The organism is Wenzhouxiangella sp. YN9 (assembly GCF_056324165.1).
Genome location: NZ_JBJNIP010000098.1, coordinates 17,676 through 29,883, shown reverse-complemented (window position 1 = coordinate 29,883; position 12,208 = coordinate 17,676). Strand labels below are relative to the sequence as shown.

General features: G+C 67.8%; 12 protein-coding genes. 10 read left to right on the top strand and 2 right to left on the bottom strand.

The features are described from left to right. Positions 1 to 30: 30 nt before the first annotated feature. From ACEWQ0_RS08220 to fabG, 9 genes are read left to right on the top strand one after another with little or no spacing between them, the layout of a single operon-like run. Positions 31 to 306, top strand: coding sequence for a phosphopantetheine-binding protein (locus ACEWQ0_RS08220; protein ID WP_476482446.1), 276 nt, complete (start codon positions 31 to 33; stop codon positions 304 to 306). A gap of 22 nt (positions 307 to 328) precedes the next feature. Next, positions 329 to 937 (top strand): COG4648 family protein, encoded by a 609-nt coding sequence (locus ACEWQ0_RS08215; protein WP_476482445.1) that lies wholly within the window; start codon positions 329 to 331, stop codon positions 935 to 937. After that, positions 934 to 2,265, top strand: a complete 1,332-nt coding sequence (locus ACEWQ0_RS08210) for an AMP-binding protein (RefSeq protein WP_476485050.1) — start codon at positions 934 to 936, stop codon at positions 2,263 to 2,265. Before ACEWQ0_RS08215 ends, ACEWQ0_RS08210 begins: the two co-directional genes overlap by 4 nt. After that, a complete protein-coding gene (locus tag ACEWQ0_RS08205; protein WP_476485049.1) occupies positions 2,262 to 2,570 on the top strand; it encodes an ApeI family dehydratase in 309 nt (102 codons plus the stop codon). Before ACEWQ0_RS08210 ends, ACEWQ0_RS08205 begins: the two co-directional genes overlap by 4 nt. Then, entirely contained in the window at positions 2,554 to 3,510 is a 957-nt protein-coding gene (locus tag ACEWQ0_RS08200) for an LpxL/LpxP family acyltransferase (RefSeq protein WP_476485048.1), read from the top strand. The genes ACEWQ0_RS08205 and ACEWQ0_RS08200 overlap by 17 nt, the downstream gene beginning before the upstream one ends. Further along, entirely contained in the window at positions 3,440 to 4,009 is a 570-nt protein-coding gene (locus ACEWQ0_RS08195; protein ID WP_476485047.1) for a LolA-related protein, read from the top strand. Before ACEWQ0_RS08200 ends, ACEWQ0_RS08195 begins: the two co-directional genes overlap by 71 nt. Beyond that, positions 4,006 to 6,261, top strand: a complete 2,256-nt coding sequence (locus ACEWQ0_RS08190; RefSeq protein ID WP_476485046.1) for an MMPL family transporter — start codon at positions 4,006 to 4,008, stop codon at positions 6,259 to 6,261. The genes ACEWQ0_RS08195 and ACEWQ0_RS08190 overlap by 4 nt, the downstream gene beginning before the upstream one ends. Then, positions 6,258 to 6,698: a hotdog family protein gene (locus ACEWQ0_RS08185; RefSeq protein WP_476482439.1), complete on the top strand. Its 441-nt coding sequence runs from the start codon at positions 6,258 to 6,260 to the stop codon at positions 6,696 to 6,698. Before ACEWQ0_RS08190 ends, ACEWQ0_RS08185 begins: the two co-directional genes overlap by 4 nt. Further along, positions 6,695 to 7,450 carry a 3-oxoacyl-ACP reductase FabG gene (fabG, locus tag ACEWQ0_RS08180; RefSeq protein WP_476482438.1) on the top strand — a complete coding sequence of 252 codons (756 nt, stop codon included), beginning with the start codon at positions 6,695 to 6,697 and terminating at the stop codon, positions 7,448 to 7,450. Before ACEWQ0_RS08185 ends, fabG begins: the two co-directional genes overlap by 4 nt. A 177-nt stretch (positions 7,451 to 7,627) precedes the next feature. On the opposite strand, the gene ACEWQ0_RS08175 is transcribed toward fabG, so the two are convergent. After that, positions 7,628 to 9,802, bottom strand: coding sequence for an AsmA family protein (locus ACEWQ0_RS08175; protein ID WP_476485045.1), 2,175 nt, complete (start codon positions 9,800 to 9,802; stop codon positions 7,628 to 7,630). Between the two features lie 113 nt (positions 9,803 to 9,915). Further along, positions 9,916 to 10,533, bottom strand: a complete 618-nt coding sequence (locus tag ACEWQ0_RS08170; protein ID WP_476482436.1) for a hypothetical protein — start codon at positions 10,531 to 10,533, stop codon at positions 9,916 to 9,918. A gap of 144 nt (positions 10,534 to 10,677) precedes the next feature. On the opposite strand from ACEWQ0_RS08170, the gene ACEWQ0_RS08165 reads away from it, so the two are divergent. After that, a complete protein-coding gene (locus ACEWQ0_RS08165) occupies positions 10,678 to 12,162 on the top strand; it encodes an alkaline phosphatase family protein (RefSeq protein WP_476485044.1) in 1,485 nt (494 codons plus the stop codon). Positions 12,163 to 12,208: the final 46 nt, after the last annotated feature.

The window sequence follows — 12,208 nt, the reverse complement described above, 5'->3', positions numbered from 1 at the left end:
GCGCCGTCGCCTTGACCGGAGGGAGCAGACATGAACACACCGCAGTCGCCGCAAGAGCGTGAACTGGCCGAGTTGCTCGTCAGCTCGCTCAACCTCGAAGATCTCTCGCCGCAGGAGATCGAACCCGAAAAACAGCTCTTTGGCGGTGAGTACGGGCTCGACTCCATCGACGCGCTGGAGCTGGCCGTGGCTGTTTCCAGGCATTATGGGGTTCAGCTCAAAGCCGATGACGAACGCAATCGCCATGCCTTTGCCAACCTGCGCGCGCTCAACCAACACATTCAGTCCCTGCGCGAGCAGGCCTGAAGCAGCGGCGGAGCATCCGGCCATGCCCCGCTGGCGCCTTGCCGCTCTCGCGCTCTACCCGCTGCTGGTCTATCTGTCGCTGTATCTTGGCCGGCCCGGGCTGCGATCGCTGTGCCTGCCCCTGCTGGCGCTGCTGTTCTTGCCGCTGCTGCCCGGCCGGGCCGGGCGCCTGCTGTTGATGAGTGCGGCCGTCGCCCTGGCGGCGCTGGCCGTTCTGGTGCCTTCTCTGGCGCTGTGGCCACCGAGCCTGATCTTCACCATGGTGGGGCTGTGGTTCGCCACCACGCTGCGTCATGGCTGCACGCCGGTCATCGAACGATTCGCGCGCCTGGTGCACGCCGGTAACGGTACCGAGGCACCGGCGCATGCCGAAAGCTGGCTGCGCGGATGGACGCTTGCGTGGGCGCTGATCCTGACCGCCATCGGCAGCGTAGCCCTGTGGCTGGCCGCCGCCGACCGCGCCCAGGCCTGGCTGATCTGGATGGTGGTCGCCGCGCCGGTTATCATGCTGGCAACGCTGTGGGCCGAGCTGCTGCTGCGTCGCCGGGCATTCCCCGACGACGAACACCCCGGCCTGATCCGCTTTCTGCTGGACGTTGTGCGCATTCAGCCGCATCATTTCGCCCGATGACATCACTCCCTCTGGCTAGGCGACCGCTCGACGCGACGATCATGCTGCACGACAGCCAGCGCGTCAGCCTGGCCGCCTTTCTCGGGCGCGCCAACGCGCTGGCGGCCCGCCTGCCGCCGGGCGCTCCGGTCATCAATCTGTGCCGGGATCGCCACGCCTTCAGCGTTACCTTTGCCGCCACCCTGCTGGCCGGCGGCTGCAACCTGTTGCCGGCCAATCGGCTCAAGGCCACCGTGGACGATCTGACCGCGACCTTCACCGAAGCCGTGGTCGTCTCCGATCAGGCGCTTGCCGGCTTCTCGGGCGCCACCGTCGATCCTGCAGACAGCCTTGCCTGCGACCAGCTCGCCGCCAGCATTCCGCGGGTTGACGCCGAACAGCTGGCCGCGGTGGTGTTCACTTCCGGCAGCACCGGCGAGGCGTCACGCATCGGCAAGCCCTGGCGCACGCTGCATGCAAGCAGCGACATCAATGCCGACGAGCTCGATCCGCCGCACGCGGCCCAGCTGGTTGCCACCGTGCCGCCGCAGCATATGTGGGGGCTGGAAACTTCGGTCTTGCTGCCCTGGTTCCGGGCGGTCTCGGTGTCATCGTCACAGCCTTTTTTCGTCGCCGACATCGTGCGCAGGCTCGAAGAGCTCGATGGCCCACGGGCGCTGGTCTCTACCCCCGTGCACCTGCGCGCGCTGATCGAGTCGGGGATCGCACTGCCACCACTCGAGCGCGTCTATTCGGCCACCGCGCCGCTGAGCCGCGCGCTGGCACGGGCCGTCGAGCGCGCCAGCGGCGCGCGCGTGGTGGAAATCTATGGCTGCTCGGAAACCGGCTGCCTGGCACGGCGAGAAAGCGCCCGCAGCGATGACTGGCAGCTGTTCAGCGCATTCGAGCTGAACCAGCAGGGCGAGCACCACCTGGCGCGCGCCGAACACCTGCCCGGGCCAGTCAGGCTGCTGGATCATCTGCTGCCCCGCGAGCACAAGCGTTTTCGCCTGCTGGGCCGCCACAGCGACCTGATCAACATTGCCGGCAAGCGCGCCTCGCTGGCAGAGCTGACCACCACGCTGCTGGATGTGCCCGGCGTTATCGACGGCGTGATCTTTCAGCCGCCCGAAACCGAAGAAGGCCCGGCCCGCCGGCTCGCCGCCCTGGTCGTGGCGCCGGCGCTGTCGGCAACCGACATCCGGCGCGCGCTCCTGGGGCGCATTGACCCCGCCTTCATGCCGCGTCCACTCAGGCTGGTCGAGCGTCTGCCGCGCGCCGAGACTGGCAAGCTCCCGCGCCAGTCCCTGCTGCAGCTGTTTTCGCAAACGCTGAGGAAAGCCGGATGAATCCCGTTGATATCATCTGCCGGATACCCGCCGATCACCCGGCGCTCGACGGGCACTTTCCCGGCAACCCGATCGTGCCCGGCGTTGTGCTGCTGGAGCTGGTGCAGCGCCAGGCCTGCGCCCTGGCCGGCTTTCACGACGGCCCGGTACGCTGGCAACGCGTCAAGTTCCTGCGCCCGGTCCGGCCCGAGCAGCCCATCCGGCTGCACATCGAGGGCACGGCCGATCAGTTCTCCTTCAGCATTCGCGGCGATGACGGCCAGCCCGTGGCCCGCGGCCAGTGTCGTCATGGCGCACTGGCGTGAACGCCCCGAAGGCGGCAACCGCCTGGCGCTGGCGATCATTCGCTGGCTCATTCTGCATGTCGGGCGCGGTGTCGCGCAGGTGTGCCTGTGGCCCACGACGCTGTACTTCTTTCTGGTCAGAGGGCCTGAGCGGCGCGCCTCCCGCGACTGGCTCAAACGCGTAAACGCACCCCGCCAGGGCCACGCCGGCGTTCTCATCCACATCTATACCTTTGCCGTGACCATTGTCGACCGCGTGCTGCTGCTGGCCGGCCGCGGCGACCGCCTCGACGTCCGCGCCGAAGGCACGGAGGCACTGCACGAGCTGCTCCGGAAGGGCCGCGGCTGCATGCTGCTGGGCTCGCACCTGGGCAGTTTCGAGGCGGTACGCGTGTTCTGCCGCCAGGCGCCGGCAGAACATCGCCGACTGAAAGTAGTGATGGATCGGGCCCAGAATTCGCTCATCACGCGCATGCTCGAAGAAATCTCGCCGGACATCCGTGACACCGTCATCGACGCCGGCCAGCCGGGCCCGGCCATCGTGCTCCAGGCCGGCGGCGTCATGGAAGCCGGGGGCATGGTCGCGATGCTGGCCGACCGCACCCGCGCCGGCGAGGCTGCCGTGACGGTATCCTTTCTGGGCGAGGATGTGCGCATGCCGGCCGCTCCGGTAGCCATCGCCCAGGCGCTGGAGGTGCCGGTGGTGATGGTGTTCGGGCTCTATGCCGGCCGCGGGCGCTACCGGCTGATATTCGAAACCCTTCAGGACGGGCAGGGGCGGCCGGCCGATCGTGATCAGCGGCGGGCCATGCTCAACGAGCGCATCCAGCGCTACGCCGAGCGGCTGGAACACTACGCCCGGCAATATCCCTACAATTGGTTCAACTTCTATGATTTCTGGACTGCTGACACTGCTCCTGCTGATCGCGCCGACGGCCACCGAAGCGCCGGACGATCTTGACCAGCTGCTGGCCGGGCTCGAACCGGGGGCGGATGCACAACACCGCCTGCGCTTCACCGAGACACGCGACTCGGAGCTGACCGACAACCCCCTGGTCGTGACCGGCACGCTCTGGCGCGACGAACAGGGGCGGCTGGTGCGGCAAACGCGCGCGCCCCGGCAGGCGGTGCAGCGCCTTGGCGAGCGTATGGTGGTGGTTGAGCGCCCGAACCGCTCCACGCGCCGCTTCCGCCTGGAACGCGCACCCGAGCTGGCGGTGATCCGGCACGCCCTGATGGCGCTTCTGGCGGGTGACGCCAACGCCCTGCGTCAGCACTTTGATTACGAGTTGAACCACAGCGAAGGCGGCTGGCGGCTGGTGCTCACGCCCCGTGAGAGGGCGCTAGCCCAAAAGGTCGACTCACTGTCGCTGAGCGGGCACGCGGGCAGGATCGAGCGCTTCGAGCTGTCTCTGGCCGACGGCACATGCATTGCCACCGAACTCGAACGGCATCCATGAGGCATCTGTGGCGCCCGCTGCTGGCTTTGCTGGTGCTCGGGGCCGCCGCAGCGATCGCCGTGATCGAGCTTCAGTTCGACTATCGGCTGGACGCCTTCCTGCCGGCGCCGGCCTCGCCCGAGCAGGCGATCGTGGTCGAGCAGGTGGCCGCGGGTGCGTCCAGCCGCCTGATTCTGGCCGCCATCGCCGGCGACGACCCCCTGGCACTGGCCGCAACAAGCCGCAAACTGGCCGCACGCTGGCGCCGCCTGGACGGCAGCGAGCGCGTTGACAACGGCGACTGGTCACCCGACGACGCCCTGATCGGACGGCTGATGCAAGCGCGCTTCGTGCTGTCCACGAACGTGGCCCAACGGGTGGCGCCCGCCGCCATTGAAGCAGCACTCGACGACCGCATGAGCGACCTGGCGCTTGCCGGCGGCCAGGCCGAAGAACTTGTCGCGCGCGATCCCCTGGGCCTGGTCGAAGAACTCGCCACCCGCTTGTCGAGCGGCCGCCAGACCCACACCGTCGACGGCGTGTGGTTCACGCCGGACAGCAACCGCGCGCTTCTGGTGGTGCACTCGGCCCACGCGCCCTACGCCGTTGACCGGCAGCAGCAACTGCTCGAACGCCTGCGAACGAGCTTCACGCAACTGGCCGCCGAAGGGCAGACGCTCGAGCTGGCCGGGGCGCCGGTCATCGGTGCGGCCAGCGCGCAGGCGTCGCGCGCGGATGCCGTGCGCCTGAGCCTGTGGGGCAGTGCGCTCCTGCTGGTCGTGCTGGCGTTTGCATGGCGCTCGGCGAGCGCCATGCTGGCCGGGGCCGTGCCGCTGCTGTTCGGCGTCGTCTGCGGCCTGCTGGTCACGCTGCTGGCCTTCGGCCAGGTGCATGGCCTGACGCTGGCTTTCGGTTTCACCCTGCTGGGCGTCGCCCTGGACTATCCGGTGCATCTGTTCGGCCATGCCGACCGCCGGGCGCTGGCGGCCACCGCGCGCAGTATCCGCGGCCCGCTGTTGCTGGGCGTGGCCAGCACGCTGACCGCCTATATCGCCATCTGGCTGTCGAGCAGCCCCGGGCTGGCCCAGCTGGGCGCCTTCTCGGCGGCCGGCCTGGCCGGAGCCGCGCTGGCCACTCTGTGTCTGCCCGCACTGGATCCGGCCCTTCCGCGACGTACGCAGCCCACCCGCGTCCAGCCGTTTCACTGGCCGTGGATTCCGCTGCTGCTGGGGCTGGCGGCGCTCGGCCTGCTTGTCTGGCAGGGCGATGCACGCTGGTCCAATGATCTGTCGCGCCTGAGCCCGATCGACCGCAGCCAGGTCGAAGCCGACCGCCAACTCAGAAGTGCCATCGGCGCCGCCGACGTGCGCTACCTGCTGGCGGCCACGGGAAACACCCGCGAGCAGGCCCTGGCAGCCAGCGAGCAGACCGGGCGTGTGCTCGAGCAGGCACGCGCCCGGGGTCTGATCGACCATTGGCAGGCGCCGGCTCAGCTGCTGCCATCGCAGGCAACCCAGCGTCAACGCCTGGCCGAGTGGCCTGACCCGGACACGCTGCGCCAACGTCTGCAGGCGGCGCCGTCAGGGTTTCGTGCCGACGCCTTCGAGCCCTTCCTGGCCGACCTTGCAGCGGCCCGGGCACGCGGGCCCATCGATGCGGATTTCTGGTCCGGCACTGCGCTTTCGGCACGCCTCGACGCGCAGCTGCGGCAAGGCAGGGCAGCCTGGCGGGCGCTGATCATTCCCGCCGGCCTGTCCGACCCCGAGGCTCTGCGCGACTTGCTGGCCGAGCGCCAGGCGCCGGCAAGGCTGATTGACCTGGCCGCAGGCTCCCGAGCCATGGTGGCCGCCTGGCGCAGTGAGGCACTCTGGAGCCTGGGCATGGCGGCTATCGTGATCATCGGGCTGCTGTGGCTGCGGCTGCGGCGACCGCGGGAGGTGCTGGCCGTGGCGCTGCCGCCGGCGGCTGCTTTATTGGTTACCGCCGCGGTCATGAGTCGCTTCGACGGCGGGCTGAGCATCGCTCACCTTGTGGGCCTGTTGTTGACCGCCGGCATCGGCCTCGATTACGCCCTGTTTTCGCGCAGTTTTCGCGGTGACCCGCCCGCCGTGGCGCGCAGCCGCCGCGCCATCAACACCTGCGCAGCCTCCACCGGCGGCGTCTTTCTGGTGCTGGGTCAGTCCGAAATTGGCCTGCTGCGCATGCTGGGATCGACCGTCGCGCTGGGCATTTTGCTATCTTGGCTGCTGACCCGGATCGGGCAACCCCGATGAGCGAGCAAAGAATCGATATCGAAGCCCGCGTGCCGCATGCCGGCGCCATGGTGCTGATCAACGAGGTGGTCAGCCACGACGAAACCCGCATCACCTGTCGGGCGAACACCGGGGCGTTGATCGATCATCCGCTGGGCCGCAAGGGCAGGCTGCCGGCCAGCGCCCTGGCCGAATACGGCGCTCAGGCCATGGCCGTGCACGGCAGCCTGCTGGCCGCCGCGGATGCCCCCGTGCGCGAAGGTCGACTGGTGGCGTTGCCCAGCCTGGAAACCGGCCTGGCTGCGCTCGAAGAACCCGCCGAGTTGCTGATTCATGCCGAACGGCTGGGCGGCAGCGCAATGGGCGAGATCTACGAATTCCGCATCCTCAGCGAACAAACGTTGCTCGCCCGCGGCAAGGCCACGGTCATGTTCCCCGACTCCGGCACCGCCGCATGAGGCGTGCACACCGCGACACGCGACCGCAGACCTGTCGCGCGCTGGTCACCGGCGGCTCCGGAGAGATCGGAGCGGCCATCTGCCGGGCGCTGGCGGCCGACGGTCATGAGGTACTGGTCCACGCCGGCCGCGGGCTGGATCGCGCTGAAGCCGTGGCCGAGACGATTCGTGGCGCGGGCGGTCGGGCCAGCGCCGTGCAGGTCGACCTGACCGACGGCGAGGCCACGCGCGCCGCCATTTCCGAACAAGTCGACGCCGCGCCGCTGGGCGTGGTAGTGCACAACGCCGGAGCACACGATGATGCGCCGATGGCCGGCATGTCGCCGCAGCAATGGCAGCGCGTGATCGAAATCAATCTGAACGGCTTCTACAACGTGGTGCAGCCGGCGCTGCTGGGCATGGCCCGCCTGCGTTGGGGGCGCGTGGTTGCGGTCTCGAGCGTGGCCGCGCGCATCGGCAACCGCGGCCAGGTCAACTACGCCGCTGCCAAGGCCGGGCTGCACGGCGCGGTCGCCTCGCTGGCGCGCGAAATGGCCAGCCGTGGCGTCAGCGCCAACGTCATCGCCCCGGGCGTGATCGACACCGGCATGCTCGGCGAGGTCGACCGCGACAGCCTGCTGGCGGCCATCCCGGCGCGCCGCCTGGGCCAACCCGAAGACGTTGCCGCGCTCGCCGCCTTCCTGTGCTCGGACGCGGCCGGCTACGTCAACGGCCAAGTGATCGGGGTGGACGGCGGCATGGCGCCCGGCTGACGTCAGCGCCTGAGAGCTACTGCGCAGCCGTCTGGCGCTATCCGGCGGTACTCGCGACCCTCATGTATCAACCATGCGTTCCGGCGGCCAGCGCCACACGGCCGCTCGCTACGCTCTCAAACGCTGACGTGCCCCGGCCCGGCTCGGTCGCTGCGTCTTGCTGCGAGTCCTGTCGGGTCAGGTTTCTGGCGGCGGCTCGGTTTCGGTTTCTTCTTCCGACTCGTCTTCCTTCTGTTCTGACTCACCGGCATCAGAAGCGTCGCCCGGCTCGGCGTCCTGTTCGGATTTCGACTTCTTATCGCGCTCCAGCAGGCCCTTCAGCAGACCGCGGGCGGCTTCGCGGCGGCGCTCTTTCTTGTCGGCTTCGGCGTCCTGCTCATCGGCCTGTTCCGCGTCGCCCGGCTGGCCGTCGGCATCGCTGTGCTCACCCTCGGGCCCCGACTCCGGCGCTTTCTCGCCCCTGCCCTCCAGCGCCTCGAGCAGGCGGCGGCCGAGCTCTTCGCGCACAACACCTTCGGCCAGGGAGGCCAGATCGACCCTGACTTTCGGGGAGGTCATGTCGCCGGAAATGCTGAGCGGGATGCGACCATCGGTCGAGCGCCTCAGTGCGCCGGGCAGTTTTTGCGTCAGCTCCTCGCCCAGATCCAGCGCCAGGGCGTAGTCGACCTGGCCTGCGCCCAGGTCGATGCGGCCCTGTCCAGTGGCCGCATAGCCGGCAGCCGCCAGGTCCATGCTGGGCAGCTCGACTACGCCGTCCTCGATGCGAAGCCCGCCGCTGAGCGTCTGAAAGTGGGTCTCGCCGCTGAATACGCGGGCGATATTACCCAGATTGTCAGAGGTCAATTCCTGGTCGATCAGGGCCTGCAGATCAACGCCCTGCAGCACGCCCTGAGCCACCGCAAAGCTGCCGCTGCCGTCGAGCGAACGCAGCATCTGCTCGGCGCTGAGCCCGCGGAAGCTCAGATCCATGCTGAACTCGCCCTCGCCGTCGACCGGCGACTTGCCGGTCAGCAGGGCAACCACTTGGTCGACGTGAACCCCGGACAGCCGGGGCGTGAGAACAACGGCGGGCGGCTGCTGATTGAAGTCCACCCGGGCGGTGCCCTGAAACTGCCCGCCGAACAGCCACGCAGACAGTGGGTCGAGCGTGAGTTTGCCGCCGCTCAACCGGCTGCGGGCACTCACGTCGGTCAGCGTGGCGCCGTCGACCAGAATCAGCTCGCCAAGATCGAGCGAAAAGCCGAGATCGAATATCTCCAGGGCGCTGAAGTCCGCGACTGCTTCACCCTCCTTTTCCGCCGGCACGGCCGGCTCGTCGGGGGCGTCACCGGTGTCGTCGGCCGGCACCAGGCGAGTCAGATCAAGTCGCTCGCCGGTGACGGCAAGCTGGCCGCTGATGGTCTCGCCCAGGCTCGCCTGGCCGTCGAGGCGCAGCACGTCACCGTTGAGCGCAACCTCGACGGCCGGCAGACTGGCCTGAATGCGTTCGCCGATGGACGCGGAAACGGGCTGCCGCGCCGTGAGCTCGGCGACAAGCCCGTCAAGCTCGCTGCGGTTGGTCAGTTCACTGAGCTCGATGGTCAGCGGCTCGGCCATCGGCCTGACCGTCAGGCTGCCACCTGCCTTGCCTTCGATGCCGGCACCGGGCAGGCGGTACTGCAACGACCAGTCCGAAAGCGCGGCTTCACCCAGATCGGCGGCCACCCGGAGGGTACCGTCAAAATCGAGCGTCAGCGCCGTCTGCCCGCCCTCAACCAGTCGGCCTGCAAACGACAGAGGCACCTCCTGTCCGGCAGCAAAGCCTTTCAGCGTCACGCGGTCGAGCTGCAGCTCCGTGCGCGAGCCCGCGGCCAGGTCGATCATGCTGAACACCACGTTCTCGAAATGAACGGTGCCGGTACGGATGTTCGACAGATCAGCCGGCTTGCCCGAAGGTTCGGCCGCCGGCTCCGAAGGCGCGAACAGCCCTTCGAGGTTGCTCGCGCCGCTGCGCGCGGTGACGACGTGCAGCCCGGCACCTTCGATGGTCACCGTACCTACCTCGACATCACCACGCAGCAGCGGCAGAACGCGGAGGGCGGCCGTGGCGCGCTCGATGCCGGCCAGCGGCGGCGCCTGGTCGAAGGCGGGTGGATTGCCGATGGTGACATCGCGGATATCCAGCGCCAGCCAAGGGAAGAACTTGAGCTCCATCGGCCCTTCCAGCCGCACTTCCCGGCCCAGCTGGTCGCTGGCACGCGCGGCCAGCTCCTCTCGGTAGTCATCCGGGTCGATCAGCAGCGCAGCCGCTACCACCGCGACGATCAGCAGGACAATCAGAACCAGAACGAAAAGAACGATCTTGCGCAACATCGGCCAGCGCCTCCGGCGAAATCAGTATCGGAAAGCTTAGCAGATGGCGTCGTTATCAACCCGGCATAACAGCAGGTTGCGTTCAGCCGACACCGACCTCCAGCAGGATAGTTTCAGATGCCGAACCAGGCGAAGGCGTATCCCTCCATCAGCTCCTCGCGATGGGGCGAGACCATATCGACGACCTCATCGGGCACCTGCTGGCTACGCACCTGAGGGGCCTGGTCACCAAAGGACGCAACCGCGACTTCCTGGCCGAGGGCACGATAGGCCTGGTTGCGCACGTACAGGTATTCCTGCAGGGAAAAGTTGTAGCGGTTGAGGGCGTCCACCTGAGCGCGTTTGGCCTCGATCAGCAGCTCGCCCAGATCCTGGTAGGCTCCGAACATATCGCCAATTCCCGCCTCGCGATTTTCGGACTCGAGCTCTTTTTCCATGGCATCAAAACGCTTCTTGAGCCGCTCGAGATCGCCTTCCATGCTGGCGCGCATATCACGCTGGGCGACTAGAAAGCGCTGGAACTGCGCGTTGGTCACCACGCCATCGGACGGTGCCTGGTAGTCATCGGTGTGCTCGATGCGCTCATTGAGTTCTGCATATTCCTGCACGAACTCCTGAACGCCGCCGGCAAACTCCCAGGCCGGCTTGATCACGAAAAAATAGCCCGCGGTGCCGCCGGCAAGCACCAGCACCAGCAGAACGCCCAGACAGCCGATCAGAAATTTTTTCATTTTGCATGAACCTTTTTTTAACTGGTTGACGCCCAAGGATACGTAAACGGCAACACAATCCGGCCACTCCCGGGCGCTTTCGGCGTCATCCGAGCGGCCAGCGCTTAGAATCAACCCATCAGCCATCTAGAGCGGTTCCCTTTCATGCGCCATTCAAATCGTGCTGCCGCCCTCATCCTTGTTCTGCTTGCAGCCGCATCCGCGCTGTCGGGCTGTCAGGCCGCCTCTTCCGGCGCCGACGATGAGAAGCCCACGCCGCTGCTGCTGATCTCCATCGACGGTTTTCGTCACGACTACATCCAGCGGTTCGACAGTCCGTCCATCGACCGCATGGTTCGTGAGGGGCTGGTGGCCGACAGCCTGCACCAGGCCTTTCCAACCAAGACGTTTGCCACGCACTACACGATGGTGACCGGAAAGTATCCCGGAACGCACGGCGTGGTTGCCAACAGCATGTGGGATCCGCGCCGCAAGGCGAGCTTTTCCATGCGCAACCGCAAGGCGGTCAACGACGGCTTCTGGTATCAGGGCGGCGAGCCGATGTGGGTCACGGCCGAGCGCCAGGGTCTGATCGCCGCGACCTATTTCTGGCCGGGCTCGGAAGCGATGATCCGGCGCACACGACCGAGTTACTTTCGCACCTACGACGGGCGGGTGCCGCAGGCCGAACGCGTCGACCAGGTGCTGGAGTGGCTGACGCTGCCTGAGTCGAAGCGGCCGGACTTTCTGACCCTGTACTTCAGCCGGGTCGACTCGCGCGGGCACCGCGACGGGCCGGCGTCCAGCAGCGCGCTCGAGGCCGCTGCGCAGCTGGACGCCGAGCTCGGCCGGATGCTCGACGCACTCGAGGCGCGCGGCCAGCTCGACCGGATCAACATTCTTCTGGTTTCCGATCACGGCATGTCGGCCGTCCACCCCGATCGCGTCATTGCCCTCGATGACCACATCGACCTGTCGCAGGTCCACGTCTCCGACTGGGGGCCGGCGGCACAGATCTGGACGCGGGAGATGGACGCGGACGCCATCGTTGCGGCGCTGGCCGAGGTGAAACATGTGCGCGCCTGGAAGCGCGAGGACATTCCTGCGCGCTATCACTTCGGCAGCCACTATCGCGTTCCCGAAGTGCTGGTGGAAGCCGACCCGGGCTGGCTGATATCGAGCCGGCCCTACATGGCCAGTCGCAATCCGCCCAGGGGCATGCACGGCTGGGATCCGGCGCTGGCGGAAATGCACGGCATCTTCATCGCCCGCGGGCCGGATTTTGCCGCCGGCAGCCGCGCGCCGGCCGTAGCCGCCGTTGATCTGTATCCGCTGATGGCGCACCTGCTCGGCCTGAAGCCGGCCGACAACGAAGGCCGGCTGCAGACCTTTCTGCCCTACCTTGACGGCGACGCGCTCCCGGACTATCGCGTCGAGCGCTTCGACTGCCGGGCGGGAGAAGTGACCGCGCGCATCGGGCCAGAACACATGGCGCTCGAGCTCGGGCCGCGTGTCTATGTGCTGGCGCGCAGCGGAGAGCAGGCGTTTCGCGCCGCCGGCCTGAGTTTTCGTATGGCAAATGGAACAGCCGAAGGCTCGATCGACGGCCGGGCGCTGACCGGCTGTCGGGCCGTGGTCGGCGAGCGCTGAAATCCCGGCCCACCCGGCCTCATCTGGACGGCGGGGTGGGCCGGAG